The sequence below is a fragment of the Photobacterium sp. AWH4_225 genome, assembly GCF_056158405.1.
Window position 1 is genome coordinate 2,190,516 of record NZ_JBSWTF010000001.1, and the last position, 21,948, is coordinate 2,212,463.

A 21,948-nucleotide genomic window follows, 5' to 3' on the forward strand; every position below is an offset into this window, starting at 1 on the left:
CTTTTTCGGTTTTAATCTATCGAAAAGAAAACCCTAGCGTTAGCCTCTAAAAGGCTATGAAGCTCTCCCTCAGAAAAATTGTCGAGCTGCGCTGAGACATCCTTCCTAGTAAACTGAAGGTGATCAGGGTGTGGGAAGTCCGTGCCATACAGCAGCTTCTCACGCCCAATTATATCGATGACCTCTCGCAAACAAGGTTCCCCAAGCTCAATGGATACCCAACACTGGCGCTTGAAATACTCAGATGGCAGCATGGTTATGTTGTCTTTAATCAGAGATGGGAACTCTGGATAACAAATATTATCAAGCCGCCACAACCAATGAGGTAACCAGGAGGCACCAGCTTCCAGAAAAGCAAGTTTGAGTTTTGGATGTCGCTCTAAAACGCCAGACTCCAGCAAAGATAGGAATGCCATCTGTATTTCCATTGAATGGGAGCACGCATGCATAGCAAAGTGAGATTCAAATCTTTCTGTACCAGCAGTTGGTAAATTTGCATGGGTACCACCATGTATCGCAATGCTCACTCCGTTCATTTCACAAGCATCCCAAAACGCTTCATAGTCAACATGGCCTAACCCACGCCCTGCTACCACTTCTGGTCGGAGTGTAATACTGCGCCATCCATTGGCTATAATACGATCCAATTGCGCTAGCATGGTGTTGGGATCATGGCGACTGATTAGGCCAACTGCATTTAACCGGCTAGCATCATAGTCGCAATAATCTCTCAGCCATCTATTGTAGCCATCGGCATAAGCTAACGATACCTCTGCAGGTATATCATTGTGATTAACTATCATGCCTGCAAAGGTCGGGAAAATACTGGCCACCGCAATATTTGTTTCATCCATACTTGCCAGCTGGGTATCCGGGGACATTGCCAGTAATCGTTCTGCCTCGCTGTTTTCAACCTCTAAACAAGCTAATTGAAGCTCCTCTCCCCAACCGGACAATACCGATTTATCCCCGATCATAAATGTCGGTGGCAGTTTTTTCGAAGCGGAAAATCCAAGCCTCTCTACTCTTTCCCGCATTGCCGTTTCTGTATCATGCTTAAGCGATACTGGATATCTGGCAAAAACCTCTTTATCAACATATTGGGACCACATATCTAGTGGCTCCATCACGTGCCTATCTGAATCAATTATCCTTATACTTTTCATATATCATCCATTTATAGAGGAGCCTGTATTTATGGGCACGTGAACGGGTACTGCATTCCATCAGAATTGTATTGCGCCAATGCAATTGCCTTGACTGCATCATCAGAAAAGCCATCAACTGACTCTGGCGGTGCTGGATAGTTTAATTTGACTTCATTATATAAGCCTGACCATTGCTGATTCTCTTTATCCCACCTAGCACCCGCAGGCGCTTTTTTAAACTTAATATTGAAGCCCCACGGATTCACAAAACCAACAAGACTTGTCAATGCATCTAAGCCATGAAGCTCTAGCTGTTCAGCAAAATCCGGAGTGCCTGCACCTCCATCATTCCCTTTCGTCGCCCAGCATAGGGTGATCCCTTGTAGCAGCGCACAACTAAAATTGACAAAGTCTTCTGACAAGCCTTCACTATCGCTATCGTCTGTTGTTCCCATTAAGGTCGGAAAGATCTGATTATACGCAGCGATGGCACTTGCATAGTCCGCAGGGTCTTCGGGAGCCGGGGGTAAGTTGATCACAAACTCATCATTAATTCCAAACCAACCAGCAGTAGGGCCAGGCATCCAACGTGTATTTAATGGAAAGCCATTCTCCATTGGCTTGGGTACAAAAACAAAAACTTTGGCCGTCCAAGGCAATGGCTTTTTATTCGGCAGTAGTTCTATAAACTCTTTCCATTCTAAAATATTATTATTCTCTTCTAATAAACCCACTTTAAATTGCTCATCATTCCAGGACTTTGCGATAGCTTTTAAATAAGCTGTTCTAAAATTAACTATCGACTTAAATGATGATTTATAGCCCGCGACGCTTGTACCCATATTATTACCCTCTATTAATTGTTGAGCTCTTCTTTCAACTGTAACAAGTAGTACTTTGACTGCTGTAATGTCTGGCTATTCCCTCTAAACTCAGCCAGATGTATCGCTCGTTTTAAGTTTTCCTCAGCCTCGATGTAGTCTGGATATTCATCACGCAATAAATAACATGCCCGCCTTTTGTAAAGCTCTGCTTCATAGCTATAGTCGTTAAACTTTCTGCATGAAGCCAAACACTCATCAATTAGGTTTATAGCCGCTGCTGTTTGTTTATTCCTTAGCAGCGTATCAGCATGTAATGAACCGTAATATGGAATGAAGGCATTACAATTCATTTCTCTAAGGGTATTTACAATACTGGTTTCTATATCCACACCTGCCGTATCCAGAGCCCAAAGATTTAGTAAAGATGCGTAACCTTTATAAGCTGGAAGACTATAACTATCTGACAGTGCAATGATTTCATCACTATATTGCTTCACTTTCACTTTATCTGCATTGAACTGAGCAACAATCCCTTTATACAACAAAGCAATACAGAGTGATGGGACATGCTCAATGTCTCTGGCCCAATTGACAGCCTGTTTGCCAGCCACTTCAGCTAAATTATTTTGTCCCCGATAGGCATAAATAATGCCCAAGATCGACTGAGCCCAAGTAAATAAGTCCAGCCCAAACAGATATATCAGTGCCTCATGATCCTTTGCGTCATAAAGATCAACAACCTGCGAAAACGAGTTTTCTGATTTATCTAAGTCGGCTTCATTAAAGTGTATAAACCCTTGCATAATATGGGCTGCCAGGGCCATATCAGGCTCACTTTTATTTTTCAGGATATCGCTAACATGCTTGTGCAGGCTGACCATTCCATCTTTTTGGCCAACAACAAAGTAGTAAACAAAGGTAGAAACTAAACTCCACACCACACTACGGTTGTATTGAGAAGGTGTTAACTCAGCAAATAAGCTTTTCGTTTTATCAATATGCTCATAAACTTGCTGGTGTCCCCAGCCTAGTTTCAGCATAAGCGCCTGCAATAAAATTCGATTAATCTCAATCTTGTCTATAGCCTCCACAGGCTGAGGCATTTCATCGGTCCAAGCTAACACTCTTTGACTCTGCTCGATGGTTTCTTCTATTGCAAAACTCTCTAGTGATGCGTTTGCTGAGGACGTACCAAACTCAAGTGCCGACTCGTATTGCGAAGCTCGGGCAAAGTGTTCAGCTACTTCGCCTGGCTGTTCACTTACTCTATCTGGGAAATGACTAACTAACGTTTCTGCAATCCTCAAATGTGCATTTTGCGATGTTTGCTTATCCATACTCTCATAGGCGGTATCCCTGACTAATGCATGTCTAAATAGATACTTGTCTCCTTCGACTTGGCGTTGAGGATAAACTAATTCCGCGTTAATCAATTCCTCCAAATCTACTTGGACCTCTGCTTCATCCTTGCTAGTAATTAAGAGCAGGAGATCATAATCAAAAGCACGTCCGATAGTTGCAGCCAGCTGTGCTGTAGATTTTGCATATCTGAGCCTATCTAGCTTCTGATGCAGTGATTCTCGCAAGGTGGCTGGTATTTGGTTCAAGTTATGGTCATTGACCAAGTCAACACTCCCATTAACTTTCCTAACCAGATTCTGCTCTTGTAGCGATGAAGCCAGCTCTTCAATGAACAGTGGAATACCATCAGCCCGCTCGATCAATAACGCCTTTAACCTAGGAGACAGCACTTGCTGATCAAAAAGACTATTCACGAATGTTGTCGCTGAATCATCACTTAATCGCTCTAAATGAACAGATACGAAAGAACTATCGTTTAAATGTGGCGAAAGTGGTTCACGGGAAGTATTGAACCAAGCATGCTTATGCTCATTAAATACGTCAGATTCAGCGATGAATTTAATAAACTCAATACTCGTTGGATCAGCCCAATGTACGTCTTCAAGAATGAATAAATGATGTTTCGAATATTGAGTATTATTTTCAATGCCTGAGCGTATTTGACACAAGAGCCGCGCAAGTATTTCAAAAAGACGTTGCTTCTGCAGAATGGGGGACAAATTACCGAGTATGTACGCCCTCTCCCGGCTTTCTTCAACTGTCAAATTCAGCCAAAAAGCTAAAACAATAAGCCCTTGATTTTTATGTTCTTGCGCCAAAGGCAATAAGCTTATGGCCTGTTTTAATCGCTCAACTTTTTGCTCATCATTCAAAGGGGCCAATGCATATTTTGCTTTAAGCATGTTCAAAATTGGAAACAAAGCATTGTTTTGGTACTCAGGTAGGCATTGACCAACTATGTGTCGCCAATCCGTTTTCCGCTCCCTGAATTCAAAGAGTAGACGTGATTTGCCAATTCCAGCCTCACCTTCGATATGTGCCAATTTCTTTGCTTCGCCGCTTGAAAGCAAACTATCTAAAACTGTAAACTCTGTTTCTCTTCCAATAAAAGTATGGTTCTTTCTTGTGCTTCGTAAAAAGCCAAACGCTTCGGATAAACGTTCAGAGCGCAGTAAATACATCCTTTTATCAGAAAAGTTATTCCTAGAACTCTCTTCCCCCGCACCAACCAAGCGCTCAAAATTAAGATAGCTATCAAGCAATTGTTTAACTTTTTCAGAACAGACAATTTGCCCTTCCTGAGCATATCGGCTGAAGTTCATAGCATCATGAGCAACTTTACCTTCAGGGATACTACCCACCAAGCTTTGCATCAGTCCGATTTGAATGCCCATTTTAATTTGACTGACAATGCCATGACTGTCTCGTAACAGTGCATTCTTTTTCTTTATATTACTTGCTATCTCTAAGGCTGCGCGGCTACAGAGTCGACTGTCATTATCAGTGACTGAAGGGTAGCCAAAATAAAAAAGCAGCGTATCCCCTAGTGTACCTACATGCACAGCCCCATAACGGCTTGCAATATCAATGCACTGTTGCAGCTGATCACTATGAAAAGTATCAATCACATCTTGCTCAATTGAAGAAGTGCCCTGCATCTGTTGATGGATTGCTTCTGAACTCAAAATTACCGACAAAACCGTCAGTTGCTTACGTTCAGTGAGCCTTGAGTAAGAAAAATGCCCATCATTTATCAAGGTTTCATCATGCTGGCTTGTAGATAAACTATTACTTCTCATATCTGCTACCTCATTCATCGAATCAGATAGCTGTTTACAATCTAGATTAGAGAAGTTTAACTTCCTAAATTCATGATATAGCTCAGCGGTATTTAACGGCCTCTCATGAGGCTTCTTGTTTAATATCCGTCGAAATAACTGTGCAGAATTATGCCCAGCTAGCACACCCAATGGAATGTTAGTGGGGCTTAACTGTTGATGGAAAATAGCTGCAAGGCTACGGCCTGAGATTGTCGGTACACCAGTGAGGCACTCCAGGAAAACTAACCCCCAAACATAGATATCTGTTTGAGCAACAGGCGGTTCGCCACGCAGTTGTTCTGGAGAGCTATATGTTGGAGTACCAAGCGTCTCTTGCGTTAAAGTTATGCTTTTATAGTCTAGTTGCCGTACCTCATTCTTTAAGGTACCTATTCCAAAATCCAACACTTTGACATGGGTCTTGGCCCCAACTTCATAGAGCATAATATTGGCAGGCTTTATATCCCTATGTATCACTCCTTTTTCATGCGCATGGGATAATGCATCTAACACGCATGCCATGATCTCGGCAGTATCAACAGGAGTTAGGGCACCATGCGTGTCTAAGTACTCTTTAAGTGTACATCCATCAATATATTCATAGACAGCATATATCAGTAAGTCACTTTGCTGCCCCTTATCGATAAGGTGAACAATATTGGGATGACTCAGACGACGAATTAAGTCAGACTCACGATGAAAACGCTCAATATAGCGTCGTTTCTTTTCTTGTTCGAGTTCAGAGCTAAGTATTAAAAACTTTATAGCGACAAGCTTTTGCGTGCTGTGTTGGAGCGCTTTATAAACGACCCCAAAGCCACCCTCGCCTATTTTTTCTAGTAGTTCATAATCAGACGAACTAAATGTCGTTTCTACAGAGCTTTGACTCTGGAAATCCATTTCCATCACAAATTCTCGTTTCTTTTGATAATGTGTAAACCAAAGTTATAGCCTCAACTCATCACCCCACAAAATGGAATGGAGCCAAACAATATCAACACCAACTGCAACTAAAGATAGACGCACTTTTATCCCATATCAAACCATAAGCATAAAAGCCGCACGCATAACGTGAAAAATGTGCTTTGATGCGCACTTAATTGGCCGCCTAACTCCCTCTTCGACACTCTATAAAGTCACTACGCTCAGCACTTACTTGCTCATAAATTTGATACAAAGCGCATCTACAACAATTCTATTGATAGATGATTAACTACTACCTAGGGCTACTGATAATATGACGATTCACATTCACTACCCTCGACACACATGACAAACAACCGCATTGCCAGTTTCGAAGCCGGTAGGCTTACTGCCCTTCTCGGCGTCATCGCTATTCACAGCCAACTCTTTATGACAGCCCCTATAATCCATGATCAACCTTGGTTAGGGCTTCTTATCAATCAACTTAGCCGCTTCGCCGTTCCCTTGTTCTTTATCATGGCGGGATACTTCATTGCACCGAAGCTGTTGGCTACACCAACACACACCATCAAACAATACAGCTTACCGTTGCTGAAGGTTTGGTTGGTTTGGAGTGTGATCATATTCCTCGTGCCATTCAACCTGCAGCTAGCATGGGAGTCGGGCTACCTTGCAGAGCGCAGCGGCTATTGGCAGTTCTTGCTATCCCAACCGTTCAATACTCTGTTCGAAGGCAGCTTAGTCCACCTTTGGTATATTCCAGGTTTGATCTGTGGCTTGTTGATCATTGCCATGTGCTGCCATGCCAAGAAGCTCAGCCTGCTCCTGCCTGTCGCTATTGCGCTCTACCTTTTCGGTTTAGCCGCTGGCAGTTATGCGCCACTCACTGGCATCGAATCACCGCTGTTCACCCGTAACGGGCCTTTCATGAGTACCCTGATGCTGACCATTGGCTTCTTAATAAGGCAGCAAGGCTGGCAACTGAGTATTGGCAAAGCATTCTTTTTCGCTTTAGTGGGAATGGGGTTGCACTTAGCTGAAGCAACGTATTTAATCCGCTTCGATGTACCGTTCAATATGCATGACTTTTTAGCCGGTACGCCGCTTTGGGCAACGGGCATCTTCTTCATGCTCAAGCAGCGACCACAGTTTGGCCAGGCGATAGTTAGCCTGAATATCAGCAAACATGTTTTGGGTATCTACCTCATTCACCTGCTGATTATTATCTACCTCATGCGCCTATTGCCGATGATGGGCTTCTCTGGCTATGCCAATGATATTCTCCGATTTGTTCTTACCTGTGTCATTAGCTACGGCTTAGTCGTACTTATTGATAAAACGCCGCTTAGGAATTGGCTCCTGAGATAACAAGAAACCCGGCACTCAGCTCAGAGTGCCGGGTTTCTTTTAGGGCAGTATTCCCTTCGTTTATTACTGCGTGATCACCGTAGACACATTGTGCTCAAGCAACCACAACTGTAAATTCGGCGCTTTGTTGATGTAATGGCTGACCAAATCACAGGGTTTCTTCGCTGAAGAAGCCGCTTTCAGGGCATGGTCGATAAGGGCCAGCACCGCTTCATTTTGATCATCGTGAAGATATTCAAGAGAAGGATGAGTCTGATCCAGCCCCAACGCAAACTGTGCCAGTTGATCGATATCGACCACCAGCCCATCAAAATACTGCAGGAACTTTTCCGCCATCAAGGCATTGGCTGGCAATTCAGCCATCAAATGAACACGAAGCCCGTTTGCGCCTCGGCACAGCCCTTGCTCTGCAAGCAGATCAATCGCTGTTGCTGACTCACTGAATGTACGGACAAACGGAATGACCAATTCGATGTTCGTCATACCCTCTGCAATGCGCGCACGTTTGATCGCTTCGCACTCCAGTTCAAAAGCTTTCCGAACCGCTTTATCGGCCCAACGAGAAACGCCCCGTTTCCCAATGAGGGGATTAACTTCTTGGGTTTCAAGTTCTGAACCCAGTAACGCCAACCTTTGATGAGAGTCTGCCCCTGCCAAGCGCACCTTCAGTGGCTTTTCTCCCGCTTTCTGGGCAGCTGAGATAAGCCTCTCTGCCAAAGCGGATACCAAAAACTCGGCTGGATTATTGTCTGTCTTCGCCAATAACTGCTGTTGAGCCTCTTCAGGCAAATCCACTGGGTATGCGGCCGCATAAGGGTGGGTCCCTATTTCTAGCAAGAGATCATCGACAGAGACCAAACCTATATCAGCCTGTAAATTGGAGAGCTGGGCAGAAGATTTAAGAATTTCTGAGAACTGTAGACCTGACTGAGCGCTATTTGTCATAAACCACCATAACTGCTTTAACTTGGGTTTTAATCAATCAGGAAGAAAATATAGGGATAGATCCGAGCAACGAGGCTTGTGATTCCGTTTGTATATCGACTTCCATTATTACCCACAATGAATGGGTAGATATTCACATAGACCCAACATACTGACTCAAACCCCGAGACGCAAGTGTGTAATCAGAAAGTTTTGCGGCATTAATTGATGAAACTAGTTGTCTTATCTGCTTCCCCATTTTCCGGCTCTGGGTATATACCAGCAAGGCATTGCTTTTACCCACTGGACAAAATGGCAGCAATCATTGATCTATCTTGCGAAAAGGCGAAGAAAAACAGAAAGCGCTAGAATAAAAATCTAAGTGATATCACAAGTTTGGTTTATTCCTGCCGACTTTTGGGCTATCTTTACGCGTCAATAATTTTTGAAATACCGAGATAGGCAACACTATGCCAATGAAAACAGATGAACTCCGCACCGTTAGCCTTGGGCTTATGCCAACGCCTGCTGCGGTAGAAGCTGCTTACCCAATCACAGATGAAATTGCGGAGCATGTCGCCCACTCTCGTCGTCAAGTTGAAGCGATTCTAACGGGCCAGGACTCCCGTCTTCTTGTTGTCGTTGGTCCTTGCTCTGTCCACGATCCTGATGCAGCCATCGATTACGCAAAACGCCTGTATGCCGTTCAGGAAAAATACAAAGATACGTTATTCATTGTAATGCGTACCTACTTCGAAAAACCACGCACGGTAGTTGGCTGGAAAGGACTGGTATCCGACCCTAATCTAGACGGTAGCCTGGATCTTGCAAAAGGCCTTCATACAGCACGTAAATTACTCGTGGATATCAACGCGCTGGGTATGCCTACAGCGACAGAATTCTTAGATATGATCACAGGCCAATACCTAGCTGATCTTATCAGCTGGGGCGCTATTGGTGCGCGTACAACTGAATCCCAAATCCACCGTGAAATGGCGTCGGCCCTGTCCTGCCCGGTAGGTTTTAAGAACGGAACCGACGGCAACATCAAAATTGCCATTGATGCTATCCGTGCTACTCGTGAATCACACGTTTTCTGCTCTCCAGCGAAAAGCGGTGAAATGACGATCTACCGCACATCAGGTAACCCGCACGGTCACGTGATCCTTCGCGGCGGTAAAATGCCAAACTACCACGCTGAAGATATCCAAGCGTCTTGTGATACGTTGGCATCATTCGATTTACCAACCCGTTTGGTTGTCGACTTCAGCCACGGTAACTGCCAGAAACAGCACAAACGTCAACTTGATGTTGCTGCCGACATTTGCCAACAAATTAAGTCTGGCAGCCAGTTTGTTGCTGGTATAATGGCAGAAAGCTTTATTGTTGAAGGCAACCAGCCAGTTGATACCGACAATTTATGCGCGCTAACTTACGGTCAGTCTATTACCGATCCATGCATTAACTGGGACGATACTGTTACCATGCTGGATATGCTTTCTGAAGCAGTAGGCAGCCAACAATAAAATCAATAGCAGGGCCAAAGACGGCCCCGCTTATATTACAATTACATCAACATACAAATTGGGATTACGCACATGCCATCTTTTGACATTGTTTCTGAAGTCGACTTCGTAGAGATCCGAAATGCGGTAGAAAACTCATCTCGTGAACTAGATACTCGTTTTGATTTCCGTGGTGTCGAAGCTAGCTTCAAGCTGGATAAAGAAGTTGTAAAAATCACTACAGAATCTGATTACCAGCTAAGCCAGTTGGTTACTATCCTTCGTGGTAACCTAGCTAAGCGCCATGTTGATGCGCAATCTATGGATCAGAAAGAGACAACTCGTACAGGTAAGTCTTTCGCTTGTAATGTTGAATTCAAGCAAGGTGTTGATACTGCAGTTGCAAAGAAAATCGTCAAGATGATCAAAGATGAGAAGCTAAAAGTTCAAGCTTCTATCCAGGGCGACAAAGTTCGTGTGACTGGCAAGAAACGTGATGATCTACAAGCAGTAATGGCGCTGGTACGCGGTGCAGAACTTGGCCAATCATTCCAGTTCGATAACTTCCGCGACTAAGCCACTCACCAACAGTAATTAAAAAAACCGCCAGTTGGCGGTTTTTTATTAACATCCATAAGTTACTTGGGTAACTTTCAGCTTGTCTATTTTTGTTCCACCATCTTGATAGTGCTCTAGCTTCACATAGCATCGATGAGATGTAATGTCCTCACCGAAACGCTCTTCACCAAAATACACATACGTCCAATCGTCATATTCACTTACAGTTAAACCATCAATACTCATTGCTTGATGCAAATGCTCGGGTTTAACACTCATAAAATTATCGTGCACGTAAAGCTCTGTACCTGGAATATTTTTGAGGCTACCGGTTCCATCTAATACTCCAGCCATTTCTGCCTTTGCCATCACAATTTCATTGGCAGCATGAAACGCACCTTCAAATCCCTTTAGTACCGCAATTCTGGCATCTGTTTGGCTATTCATAAACTTCGGGGCAGCGGTTACCGCCAGCACACCAAGAAGCGCAATAACAACAACCATTTCTATCAGCGTAAATCCCCTTACCTGAGATTTATTACCAGCTTGAATAATATTCAAAACATATTCCACTTAACGAATACACAATCTCAATGAATTATACTAAATACTTTTAATCGATCAATCTTACTGTCAAAAAAATGACACTCACTTTTCAATATCACTTAATTTCTAATGTTAAATTAAGTGCCAATCAAACTACTCCTTTTTGACTAGGCAAAAACACAACGCAAGCTCTTATCGGCTAATTACAGCTTCACCGCATTTTAAACTGATCAAATAACACACAACTGACACTCAGAATGACGTCCACAATCATTTGCCATTAACAAAAATTAATACATTTTCACCATTAGACATAAAAGCCTATAACTGGATATTTTATAGTTATAAACAAGCGCATGAATATTGTGCAAACAGACGCCTAAAAGCGAAAAACCATAGTTGTGATACGGATAATCCCCTATACTTGCCCGCGTCCTATTTAGGGTTCCAATTGTCATTATTAAAGGTTTTAATAAGTTAGAGATTTAGAGCAGTCATTACCAAGTAGCATTGTGCATGCATGGAATTAGCGCTTTTAGACCCAGGACGTCACTATGATCACTTTTCCGTTTGAAGTGATTCTCTCCCACAACTCGCTCCTTACTTTGTTCATCTGAACTGCAAATAGTTGTTTGCAAAACTGCTCTTACTCCTTTACTGACTTTCCATCAGTAAAGCAGGGAAGATACACAGAAGAGAACCCTTTGAAGGCTATATAAACTATACCTATAAAGGAGATGTCCATAATGGGCACTGTGAAAAACAATACCGTTCATTCTCAATCAACCACAAAAGCAAAGCTGGGCTGGAAAAAAGCCGATACCCTTTGGGTACTTGGCCTTTTCGGTACCGCTGTTGGTGCAGGTACACTTTTCCTACCAATTAACGCCGGTGTAGGTGGCCTAATCCCATTATTGGTAATGACAGTCCTTGCACTGCCAATGACCTACTTCGCACACCGCGGCATGACTCGATTCGTGCTTTCAAGCTCCAACCCTGGCGCAGATATCACAGAAGTGGTTGAAGAGCACTTTGGTGCTGGCATGGGTAAAGTGATCACCCTACTTTACTTCTTTGCTATCTACCCAATTCTACTGGTTTACAGTGTTGCCCTAACCAACACCGTAGAAAGCTTTATGATCAACCAGCTAAGCATCACTCCTCCTGCTCGCTGGGTTCTTGCTCTTGCACTGATTGTCGGCCTAATGGCAATTGTTCGCCTGGGTGAAGAGCTGATTGTAAAAGCAATGAGTATGCTGGTATTCCCATTCGTTGCGGTTCTTCTAGCGCTTGCGCTATACCTAGTGCCTGAGTGGAACGGCGAGATCTTCAATCATGTTATGCCTGCTGAAGGCGGTATGACATCTGTATTCATGGCAGTATGGTTGATCCTACCTGTAATGGTTTTCTCATTTAACCACTCACCAGTGATCTCTTCTTTCGCGGTAGCAATGCAGAAAGAACACGGTGACAACGCAGAGCCACAGGCACGCCGTGTACTTCAGCGCGCACACATCATGATGGTTGTAACCGTTATGTTCTTCGTGTTCAGCTGTGTTCTATCACTTTCTCCGGCCAACCTAGCTGAAGCGAAAGCACAGAACGTGTCGATCCTGACTTACCTGTCAAACCACTTTCAAACGCCAATGATTGCTTACGCTGCGCCTATCGTTGCTATTATCGCAATTACTAAGTCTTTCCTAGGCCACTACCTAGGTGCTAGCGAAGGCTTGAACGGTTTGGTTGTTAAAGTATCTCGCAGCCGTGGTAAAGAGATCGGCCCTAAAGCGCTAAACGCATTCACAGCTGGCTTCATGCTTATTACAACTTGGGCAGTAGCCACTATCAACCCAAGCATTTTGGGTATGATTGAAAGCCTAGGCGGCCCAATCATCGCGATGCTGCTATTCATCATGCCGATGTACGCCATCAAGAAAGTACCGGCGATGCGCAAATACTCAGGTGCAATCAGCAACGTATTTATCGTTGTTATCGGCCTAATTTCTATCTCGGCAATCTTCTACTCTCTGGCTCAATAAGTCATTAAGTCAAAAACTTTCCAAGGCCATCATTCGATGGCCTTTTTTATATACCCAAGCTACTTCAAGATACAGGTTCAGCGAGAATTTATAAGCTTATAGACAAGGCATTGTTTTAAAGATCTAGTGGCTCTAAATCAAGAAACAATAACGCTGTATAAAAGCTTAGAAAACTCGCCCTTCGGGAGGGTGCCTTCAGGTAACGTGGGTATATTCGATTTTTTAAAACATCTTGTTCGTCAGTGCCTACTGTTTGTCACGCTAAACTCTGCTTACACTGAAACCATAAACAAATCAGGAGGCAAACATGGCTATTCGACAAATACAGTCCCTTATTCCCGCCCATCCTTCTTCTGATGGTGACGGTGTTCGTATCCAACGCGTGCACGGGTTTAACAATACGCAATTTTCGCCTTTTTTGATGATTGATGAATTAAAATCAGAAAGCTCTGCTGACTATGTTGGTGGTTTTCCCCCCACCCGCATAGAGGGATAGAAACTTTAACCTACATGCTAAAAGGCCATTTCCAGCACAAGGATCATATGGGCAATGTGGGCGAACTCAGTGATGGTGGCGCACAGTGGATGTCCGCTGGCCGCGGAGTGATCCACAGCGAAATGCCAATCATGACCGATGGTGACCTGCACGGCTTTCAAATCTGGATCAACCTGCCTGCAGCCAAGAAAATGCAGCCAGCGGATTATCATGACTTCCAGTCGGATGTGATCACTCACCACCGACAAGAAGAAGGAAGCCTTGTCCGTGTTATTGCCGGTGACCTAACAATTAAAGGAACGACACTCGCGGGACCACTGCAGCAAACTGGCGTTCCAGTCACCATTGCAGACTGGCAAGCCGAGCAAGCAGCTAGCTTAAACAGCTGTCTGAATCCTGACTTTCAAGCCATGCTTTACGTGTACAGCGGCTCTATCACTGTTGAAGGGAAAGAAGTTAATGCGGGCACTCTTGCCATACTTGGCAATGGGGAAGGCTTGACTATATCAACAGACGAACAGGCTGGCGTGTTGTTATTATCGGGCCAACCAATTAACGAGCCCGTGGTGCATTACGGTCCGTTTGTGATGAACAGCATGGATGAGATAGAACAAGCAATACAAGATTACCAACAAGGCACATTGGTATAAGCCTCAAAAAACATGCCGACTCACCTTAAGAAAAAAGGTCTGTCGGCATGCTGGTATATCTAATCAGGATCTGAGCCCTTCATTTTCTCTTGTGCAAGTAATTCAAAGTATTCTTTGGTCAGTTTGAACACCACTGGACTTAGCAACAATAGCGCAATCAAATTAGGGATAGCCATCATGGCATTCAGAGTATCTGCCAGCAGCCAAATAAACTCCAAAGAGCTGGTGGCCCCAATAGGCACCGCAATGATCCAAAGCACTCTGAAAGGAACAATCGCTTTTACACCAAATAAATACTGGATACATTTTTCACTATAAAAGCTCCAGCCCAATATGGTGGTAAAGGCAAAAATAGACAGTGCGATAGCAACCACAAAATTACCTATTCCCGGTAGTGCTGAAGCAAAGGCAGCTGAAGTCAGTGCAGCCCCGGTTTCACCACTAAGCCAAGACCCTGACACAACAATGGCTAAACCGGTGATGCTACAAACTACTATGGTATCAATGAAAGTACCCAGCATAGCCACCAAGCCTTGTGCGACAGGGTTTTTCGTTTGCGCTGCAGCGTGAGCTATTGGGGCACTACCAAGCCCGGCCTCATTCGAGAAAATACCGCGAGCAACACCAAACCGAATTGCCGCCCATACCGCTGCACCGGCAAAACCACCCTGCGCGGCTACTGGGGTAAAGGCACTACTAACAATCAAACTAAAAGCGGCAGGTATTTCAGATATATTCATTATCAGAACAATAAGGCCAGAAGCGATATAAAACGCTGCCATCAAAGGCACTAACTTACCTGCTACATCGGCTATACGCTTGATCCCGCCCATCAGTACCAACCCGACCAGTATCATCATCACCAATCCGGAAATCATTGGTGAAATACCAAAGCTTGATTCAACCGCTGCAGCAACAGAATTTGACTGCACGGTATTACCAATACCAAACCCTGCTAAGCCACCAAAAATAGCAAATGCCGTTCCCAGCCATGCCCACTTACTGCTCAGGCCATTTTTGATGTAATACATCGGGCCACCAACATGGTTGCCATTGGCATCCGTCTCACGGTATTTAACGGCACAAACCGCTTCGGCAAATTTGGTCGCCATCCCAACCAATGCTGTACACCACATCCAAAATAATGCGCCAGGGCCGCCTAAAAATATTGCGGTTGCTACCCCTGCTATATTACCGGTACCGATAGTTGCCGAAAGCGAGGTCATCAAAGCATTAAATGGGCTTATTTCCCCTTTTGCTTCCTCTTCTTTCTCTGGGATCCTGCCCGTCCATAGCAACTTAAAACCCGCTCCAATTTTGGCAATGGGCATTAGCTTTAAGCCAAGAGTAAGATATATACCCACCCCGAGGATAAGTACCAGCATGGGAACGCCCCATACGAAACCGTTTATGGCTGAGACAAAATTCGCGATTGAATCCATCCTTATCCTCTCTATTTTTATTTACTTATCCCAAAAACATAGGCGGCCTTGCCTATAACTTCAACATGGATATAAACAATGTGGGTAAATACTAAAATCGATTAGTGGTAGGAAACTATCCTAATTAGGTAAGTGCATTATGTTCAGACATAAAAAAAGCTTCCCAAGGAAGCTTTTCTATCAAATCAAACTGTGCGGTTAATCATACAATGATGGTTCACCTTCAGGGCGGGTTTTAAAGCGACGGTGCAACCACATATATTGCTCAGGCGCTTCCATAATCGAGCGCTCGACAGCTTTGTTCACATAGGCTGCCGCAGCATCAGGATCATTATGCGGGAACGCATCCAATGGTGGGAAAACTTTCAGTGTGTAGCGGCCGGAATCGGTATTGCGCACCATAGAAAATGGTACAACTGCACAATGTGAAGCGTCGACCAACAAACTGGTACCTGTGGTTGTACATGCCTTCTCAACTGCAAACAAAGGCGCAAACGTCGATCGGCGCTTACCATAGTCGTGATCAGGGGCGTACCACACTCTTTCGCCTTTGCGTAGAGCACGTAGCATGCCTTTTACATCTTTGCGGTCAATCATGTATTTGTTTGAGCGGATACGACCTTTAAATTGGAAAAAATCAAAACAAGGGTTTTTATTAGGTCGATAAACACCTACGCCCGGTGTTTTCATGCCAAATGCTCGCGCACCAAGCTCTAGGTTCAACGAGTGCACGGCCACTAGCAGAACACCTTTACCTTCAGCTTCAAGCTTATGAATATGCTCCAATCCTTCGTAGGTCACATGGCGCTCCACTCGAATATCAGGCCAGAACCAAGCCATACCGGTTTCAAACATAGCTAAGCCAGTATTATCAATGTTCTTCTTCATCAACACATCGCGCTCTTCTTGCGACATATCAGGAAAACAAAGCTCTAGATTTCGGGCAATGGTCTTCTTGCGCTTTTTTATAATTCGCATAGCCAAGCGTCCAAGCCCCTGCCCCATTCGAAATTGGATAAAATAAGGCAACCAACTGATAAGGTACATCAGGCCAACCATAGATAAGGTGAGCCAATATCGAGGGTGTAATAGCGACTTGGTAAAGGTTGGCGCTGTAAATTTGCTCATACGCGATGATATCCCTTTATTATTTTTATTCCGCACTCACATTATGACTCATTAAAGCATGCCTTAGTGGGAGATCTATTTACGGAAGTTATATCGAACACTGCATTCTATTGCGTGGAGATAGGCTATGCAAGTGGCTGAAGTTTTGTACCGTTAATTTTCAGTATTCATTAAGCCAGTGAGTAATGATAAGGCGATTATAGTCGCAAAACTAAGCAATCAATGAGCGGGAATAAGTTGATGATTGAAATTTGGGTGAAGAGATAAGGAACAAAAAAGTGGCTTGTTGATTACAAGCCACTTCGGGTGTGCGTCGAAAATATTTGCAGTGTTGTTAAGACATTATGCCGCGTGGGAAATCGGCTCAGCCCCTACTTTCTGATACAGGGACATTTCACCTTCAGGCCGAGTTTTAAAACGTCGGTGAAGCCACATATACTGACATGGTGCCGCAAGGATTGATCTCTCAACGGCTTTGTTGACAACAATCGCTGCTCGTTCAGGGTCATTGCGAGGAAATGTCTCTTGAAGAGGTTCAATAGTAATCACATAATCGCCAGAATTAGACTCACGCACCATTCTAAATGTCATCACCTCACAGCCACTGTTGTCCACCAGCAAACTCGTTCCTGTGGTTGTACAGGCCTGTTCAACCGCAAACAGTGGAGCAAATGTAGAACGACGACGGCCGTAATCATGATCAGGCGCATACCACACTCGCTGCCCCGTGCTTAATGCATTCAACATCCCTTTTACATCTTTTCGATCTATCAACGTACGGTTTGAGCGGGCACGACCTCGATACTGAACAAAATCAAAGCAAGGGTTGTTATTGGGACGATAGATACCCGTCCCTGACTTATGGATACCAAACGCTCGTGCTGCTAACTCCAAATTCAGTGAATGGACAGCAATAAATAGCGCCCCTTTTCCTTCGCGCTCCAATTGCTCGATATATTCCATCCCCTCAATGCGAACATGACGCTTCACTCTTGCATCTGACCAAAACCAAGCCATCCCGGTTTCGAATAAGGCAAGACCCGTATTATCAATATTGGCCTTCACGATTTGTTCTCTTTCTTCCGCTGTCATTTCTGGGAAGCAAAGCTCAAGGTTTCGTTCAATAGTAAAACGACGCTTCTTCATTAACCCCAAAGCTACCCGGCCAATACCCTGCCCTAAACGGCGCTGTATGACATAAGGGAGCCAACTTAATAAATACATTACAAGAATTAAGAGAAGTGTTGGCCAATAACGTGGCCTCAATAAGTTGAGAGAGAAACGAGGTGCAGCAAATTTGCTCATAAATAGGCATCACAATAAATAGAATCTGAAAGATTTACTGGGCGCTATAACTGCAGTAAATCGCTCTGAATTCTACCCTTGTTCCCCGCACATTCACAGCATAATCAAGCCACTTTAAATCAATTATCAACACAGCCCACAAAAAACAGAAAATTCATCATTAAAACACTGAAAATTAACGCATATGCATAGCATCCATCACAAATGAAAAAACGACTAAAATCATCACAAGACTGAAAATGCGTCAACTTTAGCCGTTTTTGAACGAGATACCTTCAGTGCTCTATCAAATTTCAAAAAACGATATTTTAGAAACCTTCAACACCTTTCATGTCAGGCAGACGATGTGCAATACCTTTATGACAGTCAATACAGGTTTTTGATCCATCTGCTAACGAGCTTGAATGTTGAACAGATGCACGTTGAGACTGCTGCGTGAAGTCCATATAACTAAACTCATGGCAGTTTCGGCATTCCAGCGAATCATTTTTCTTCATCCTCTTCCATTCGCGCTCCGCCATATGCAAACGGCGTGCTTCAAATTTCTCAGGTGTCGAAATCGCCCCTGTTACCCAAGCCCATACTTCCTTAGAAGCCTGCATCTTACGGGCCATTTTATCCGTCCAGTCATGCGGTACATGACAATCAGAACAGATAGCCCTTACCCCAGTACGGTTGGTAAAATGAATGGTTCCTTGTATTTCCTGATAGACATTATCCTCATGGCAACTAACACAGAATGGCTCTGAGTTAGTAAACTCCATCCCAGTGTTGAACGCCCCCCAAAAAATCACCCCAGCGATGAAGCCACCGAGCGTTAAAAAACCAAGACTAAAATATTTTGCTGGCGAACGGATTAAGGCCCACCATTTTTTCAACCATTGCCACATACGCTTCCTCCCTTACTTCTCTTGATCGAGCAGCGTATCGAGATCGGTAAATGAAGTACCAACCAATGGTTTAGCATCAGTCTGTACTACATGGCACTGCTCGCAGAAGTAACGCCGTGGCGACAGCTCTGCAAGGAAGTTACCGTCTCTATCCATATAGTGAGTGACACTGATCATTCTCGCCTGGGTTTCTTCCACCCTACTACGTGCATGGCAAGCCATACATTTGTTCGCATTCAAATCTACTTGGTAATTATCGATCTTATGTGGGATCACCGGCGGCTGCATTGGGTAGTTACGCTTAGGGATCCTATCGTCGTTAATGGTTTTATTCATCATTGGCGGTTTAGGCTCACCGTCAAGAGCATATTGCCGAGTCGTCGCAAGCTCATCTCCTTTAATAGCCTCCGTCGCCGCGATAACCACACCGGTTGAGAAAAATAATAAAAGCACAGCAAGTATTTTATTCATGGCTAAACTCCTATGCCTTTACCACTTTGACAGCACATTTTTTGAAGTCTGTCTGTTTGGAAAGAGGGTCAGTGGCATCCAGCGTCACTTTGTTGATCAACTGGCTAGAATCAAACCATGGAACATAAACCAAGCCTTTAGGCGGTTTGTTCCTACCACGGGTCTCAACACGAGTAAGAATCTCGCCACGGCGCGAAACGACTTTAACTTCATCTCCTCGCCGCATACCTCGTTCTTTTGCATCATCCGGATGCATAAACACCTGAGCATTAGGATATGACTTATGCAGTTCAGGGACTCGGCGAGTCATTGAGCCTGAATGCCAATGCTCTAGTACCCGGCCGGTAGAAAGCCACAAATCATATTCTTCATCCGGACTTTCTGCTGGCGGTTCATAAGGCAAAGCGAAAATAACCGCCCGACCATCGGGTTTGCCATAAAACTCGTAACCACTGCCAGGTTTGACGTAAGGGTCTGATCCTTCTTTGAAACGCCACAAGGTTTCCTTACCATCCACAACCGGCCAACGTAAGCCCCTTACCTCGTGGTAAACCTCAAAAGGTGCTAAATCATGGGCATGACCCCGGCCGAACTGGGCGTATTCTTCAAACAGACCTTTTTGCAAGTAATAGCCGTACTGTGTTGACTCGTCGTTGCTGTGCCCTTCTGCAAGGTCTTCCAATGGATACTGGTTAACCTGACCGTTGGCAAATAGCACGTCATACAAGGTTTTGTCTTTGTAATCTGGATTAGCATCAAGCAGCTCTTTCGGCCACACTTCATCAGTTTTGAAGCGTTTTGAAAACTCAACAAGTTGCCACAGATCTGACATTGCCTCTCCCGGTGCATCAACCATTTTGTGCCATAGTTGGGTGCGACGCTCTGCGTTACCGTATGCCCCTTCTTTTTCTACCCACATTGCCGTTGGCAAAATAAGATCGGCAGCCTGTGCGGTTGCTGTTGGATACGCGTCAGAAACAACGATGAAATTGTCCGGGTTGCGGTAACCGGGCAGGATTTCCTCGTTGATATTTGGGCCAGCTTGCAAGTTGTTATTGACCTGGATCCAATACGCATTGATCTTACTGTCTTTCAACATTCGAGCTTGCAATACCGCATGTGCCCCGACTTTCTCAGGAATGGTGCCATCAGGCAGTTTCCAGATTTTTTCGGCAACTTTACGGTGCTCAGGGTTGTTCACCACCATATCGGCTGGCAGGCGGTGAGAGAAGGTGCCGACCTCTCGAGCTGTACCACAGGCTGATGGCTGGCCAGTCAATGAGAATGGGCTGTTGCCCGGGGTGGAAATTTTACCGGTAAGAAGGTGGATGTTATAAACCAAGTTATTACACCATACGCCTCGGGTGTGCTGGTTGAAACCCATGGTCCAAAACGAAGTCACCCTTTTATCTGGGTCAGCATAAAGCTCTGCAAGCTCAATGAGTCGCTCAGGTTTCACACCTGACATCTCACTGGCTTTTTCAACCGTGTACTCTGAGACAAACTCTTTGAACTCTTCAAAAGTCATTGGGTCAGAATCGCCGCTATCTGGGTTCTTAGCCTGCTGCTGAAGAGGATTTTCAGGGCGTAGCCCATAGCCAATATCGGTTGCACCACGGCGGAAATTCACATGCTTGTCGACAAAGTCCTTATTCACTTTGTCGTTGGTAATGATGTAATTGGCGATAAAATTGAGGATGGCTAAATCGGTTTGTGGTTCGAATACAATAGGGATATCGGCCAGCTCAAAACTGCGGTGTTCAAAAGTAGAGAGAACTGACACTTTCACATCGGGGTTAGAGAGTCTGCGGTCCGTTACCCTCGTCCAAAGTATCGGGTGCATTTCTGCCATGTTTGAACCCCAGAGAACGAAAGCATCTGCTGATTCGATATCATCATAACAGCCCATCGGCTCATCGATACCAAAGGTGCGCATGAAGCCCACAACGGCTGAGGCCATACAGTGTCGAGCATTCGGGTCAATATTGTTAGAGCGGAAGCCGGCTTTCATCAGCTTAGCAGCAGCGTAACCTTCATAGATAGTCCACTGACCGGAGCCAAACATACCAATCGCTTCTGGCCCTTTTTCTTTCAACACCGCCTTCCATTTTTCGGTCATGATGTCGAAGGCTTGATCCCAGCTAATCGGGGTAAAATCCCCTTCTTTATCGTATTTGCCGTCCTTCATTCTCAGCAGCGGTTGAGTCAGGCGATCGTCACCGTACATGATCTTCGATAGAAAATAGCCTTTAACACAATTCAAGCCACGGTTAACCGGTGACTTGATATCACCATGGGTAGCAACGACCTTGTCATCTTTCACCCCCACATTTACCGAACACCCCACCCCGCAAAATCGGCAAGGTGCCTTTTCCCAGGTGATCTGGGTTTTCGATGCATCCGTAACAACATTACTAGCTACAACAGGAATAGATATACCCGCTGCAGCGGCTGCACTGGCCGCGGCCTGTGCTTTGATAAACTTACGCCGGGAACATTTCATTGTTTTCTCACTCAACTATTGCTTCACGGTAAAGACAATCACACA

General features: G+C 44.6%; 15 protein-coding genes and 1 pseudogene. 5 read left to right on the forward strand and 11 right to left on the reverse strand.

The genetic code is table 11. From position 1 onward, the window contains the following. Positions 1-11: 11 nt before the first annotated feature. From ACXAD4_RS10395 to ACXAD4_RS10405, 3 genes are read right to left on the reverse strand one after another with little or no spacing between them, the layout of a single operon-like run. On the reverse strand, positions 12-1,166 hold the full coding sequence (locus ACXAD4_RS10395) for an amidohydrolase family protein (RefSeq protein ID WP_475241156.1): 1,155 nt from the start codon (positions 1,164-1,166) through the stop codon (positions 12-14). A 29-nt stretch (positions 1,167-1,195) separates the two neighbouring features. Next, on the reverse strand, positions 1,196-1,990 hold the full coding sequence (locus tag ACXAD4_RS10400; RefSeq protein WP_475241157.1) for a BMA_0021/BMA_0022 family TOMM bacteriocin: 795 nt from the start codon (positions 1,988-1,990) through the stop codon (positions 1,196-1,198). 14 nt (positions 1,991-2,004) lie between these two features. Next, entirely contained in the window at positions 2,005-6,060 is a 4,056-nt protein-coding gene (locus ACXAD4_RS10405; RefSeq protein ID WP_475241158.1) for a TOMM system kinase/cyclase fusion protein, read from the reverse strand. Between the two features lie 363 nt (positions 6,061-6,423). Here ACXAD4_RS10405 and ACXAD4_RS10410 point away from each other — a divergent pair, with 363 nt between their 5' ends. Next, positions 6,424-7,446, forward strand: a complete 1,023-nt coding sequence (locus ACXAD4_RS10410; RefSeq protein WP_475241160.1) for an acyltransferase family protein — start codon at positions 6,424-6,426, stop codon at positions 7,444-7,446. 63 nt (positions 7,447-7,509) lie between these two features. Here ACXAD4_RS10410 and ACXAD4_RS10415 read toward each other — a convergent pair whose 3' ends face one another. Continuing rightward, positions 7,510-8,391 (reverse strand): putative PEP-binding protein, encoded by an 882-nt coding sequence (locus ACXAD4_RS10415; protein ID WP_475241161.1) that lies wholly within the window; start codon positions 8,389-8,391, stop codon positions 7,510-7,512. A gap of 449 nt (positions 8,392-8,840) precedes the next feature. On the opposite strand from ACXAD4_RS10415, the gene ACXAD4_RS10420 reads away from it, so the two are divergent. After that, on the forward strand, positions 8,841-9,896 hold the full coding sequence (locus ACXAD4_RS10420; RefSeq protein WP_475241162.1) for a 3-deoxy-7-phosphoheptulonate synthase: 1,056 nt from the start codon (positions 8,841-8,843) through the stop codon (positions 9,894-9,896). Between the two features lie 72 nt (positions 9,897-9,968). Beyond that, a complete protein-coding gene (locus ACXAD4_RS10425; protein WP_317525325.1) occupies positions 9,969-10,451 on the forward strand; it encodes a YajQ family cyclic di-GMP-binding protein in 483 nt (160 codons plus the stop codon). 48 nt (positions 10,452-10,499) lie between these two features. On the opposite strand, the gene ACXAD4_RS10430 is transcribed toward ACXAD4_RS10425, so the two are convergent. Continuing rightward, positions 10,500-10,994 (reverse strand): type II secretion system protein, encoded by a 495-nt coding sequence (locus ACXAD4_RS10430; protein ID WP_475241165.1) that lies wholly within the window; start codon positions 10,992-10,994, stop codon positions 10,500-10,502. Positions 10,995-11,725: 731 nt separating this feature from the next. On the opposite strand from ACXAD4_RS10430, the gene ACXAD4_RS10435 reads away from it, so the two are divergent. Continuing rightward, the gene (locus tag ACXAD4_RS10435) at positions 11,726-13,018 is read left to right on the forward strand and encodes a serine/threonine transporter (RefSeq protein ID WP_475241167.1); all 1,293 of its coding nucleotides are present in this window, start codon (positions 11,726-11,728) and stop codon (positions 13,016-13,018) included. Positions 13,019-13,325: 307 nt separating this feature from the next. Further along, a pseudogene (locus ACXAD4_RS10440) lies at positions 13,326-14,164 on the forward strand (pirin family protein). Positions 14,165-14,223: 59 nt separating this feature from the next. On the opposite strand, the gene ACXAD4_RS10445 reads toward ACXAD4_RS10440, so the two are convergent. From ACXAD4_RS10445 to napA, 6 genes are all read right to left on the reverse strand, one after another. Continuing rightward, on the reverse strand, positions 14,224-15,606 hold the full coding sequence (locus ACXAD4_RS10445) for an alanine/glycine:cation symporter family protein (protein ID WP_475241169.1): 1,383 nt from the start codon (positions 15,604-15,606) through the stop codon (positions 14,224-14,226). Between the two features lie 198 nt (positions 15,607-15,804). Continuing rightward, positions 15,805-16,734, reverse strand: a complete 930-nt coding sequence (locus ACXAD4_RS10450; protein ID WP_475241171.1) for a Kdo(2)-lipid IV(A) acyltransferase — start codon at positions 16,732-16,734, stop codon at positions 15,805-15,807. Between the two features lie 342 nt (positions 16,735-17,076). Further along, the gene (gene lpxL, locus ACXAD4_RS10455; RefSeq protein WP_475241173.1) at positions 17,077-18,039 is read right to left on the reverse strand and encodes an LpxL/LpxP family Kdo(2)-lipid IV(A) lauroyl/palmitoleoyl acyltransferase; all 963 of its coding nucleotides are present in this window, start codon (positions 18,037-18,039) and stop codon (positions 17,077-17,079) included. Between the two features lie 308 nt (positions 18,040-18,347). Continuing rightward, on the reverse strand, positions 18,348-18,929 hold the full coding sequence (locus ACXAD4_RS10460) for a NapC/NirT family cytochrome c (protein WP_475241175.1): 582 nt from the start codon (positions 18,927-18,929) through the stop codon (positions 18,348-18,350). 12 nt (positions 18,930-18,941) lie between these two features. Further along, positions 18,942-19,400: a nitrate reductase cytochrome c-type subunit gene (locus tag ACXAD4_RS10465; RefSeq protein WP_475241177.1), complete on the reverse strand. Its 459-nt coding sequence runs from the start codon at positions 19,398-19,400 to the stop codon at positions 18,942-18,944. A 10-nt stretch (positions 19,401-19,410) separates the two neighbouring features. Then, the gene (napA, locus tag ACXAD4_RS10470) at positions 19,411-21,903 is read right to left on the reverse strand and encodes a nitrate reductase catalytic subunit NapA (RefSeq protein WP_475241178.1); all 2,493 of its coding nucleotides are present in this window, start codon (positions 21,901-21,903) and stop codon (positions 19,411-19,413) included. Positions 21,904-21,948 lie beyond the last annotated feature (45 nt).

Excerpts from the sequence above, each read along its gene's own strand:
- ACXAD4_RS10450 (WP_475241171.1), bottom strand. The coding sequence starts at position 16,734 with ATGAGCAAATTTACAGCGCCAACCTTTACCAAGTCGCTATTACACCCT.
- ACXAD4_RS10410 (WP_475241160.1), top strand. The coding sequence starts at position 6,424 with ATGACAAACAACCGCATTGCCAGTTTCGAAGCCGGTAGGCTTACTGCC.
- napA (WP_475241178.1), bottom strand. The coding sequence starts at position 21,903 with ATGAAATGTTCCCGGCGTAAGTTTATCAAAGCACAGGCCGCGGCCAGT.
- ACXAD4_RS10425 (WP_317525325.1), top strand. The coding sequence starts at position 9,969 with ATGCCATCTTTTGACATTGTTTCTGAAGTCGACTTCGTAGAGATCCGA.
- ACXAD4_RS10405 (WP_475241158.1), bottom strand. The coding sequence starts at position 6,060 with ATGGAAATGGATTTCCAGAGTCAAAGCTCTGTAGAAACGACATTTAGT.
- ACXAD4_RS10415 (WP_475241161.1), bottom strand. The coding sequence starts at position 8,391 with ATGACAAATAGCGCTCAGTCAGGTCTACAGTTCTCAGAAATTCTTAAA.
- ACXAD4_RS10445 (WP_475241169.1), bottom strand. The coding sequence starts at position 15,606 with ATGGATTCAATCGCGAATTTTGTCTCAGCCATAAACGGTTTCGTATGG.
- ACXAD4_RS10395 (WP_475241156.1), bottom strand. The coding sequence starts at position 1,166 with ATGAAAAGTATAAGGATAATTGATTCAGATAGGCACGTGATGGAGCCA.
- ACXAD4_RS10460 (WP_475241175.1), bottom strand. The coding sequence starts at position 18,929 with ATGTGGCAATGGTTGAAAAAATGGTGGGCCTTAATCCGTTCGCCAGCA.
- ACXAD4_RS10465 (WP_475241177.1), bottom strand. The coding sequence starts at position 19,400 with ATGAATAAAATACTTGCTGTGCTTTTATTATTTTTCTCAACCGGTGTG.
- ACXAD4_RS10435 (WP_475241167.1), top strand. The coding sequence starts at position 11,726 with ATGGGCACTGTGAAAAACAATACCGTTCATTCTCAATCAACCACAAAA.
- ACXAD4_RS10420 (WP_475241162.1), top strand. The coding sequence starts at position 8,841 with ATGCCAATGAAAACAGATGAACTCCGCACCGTTAGCCTTGGGCTTATG.
- lpxL (WP_475241173.1), bottom strand. The coding sequence starts at position 18,039 with ATGAGCAAATTTGCTGCACCTCGTTTCTCTCTCAACTTATTGAGGCCA.
- ACXAD4_RS10400 (WP_475241157.1), bottom strand. The coding sequence starts at position 1,990 with ATGGGTACAAGCGTCGCGGGCTATAAATCATCATTTAAGTCGATAGTT.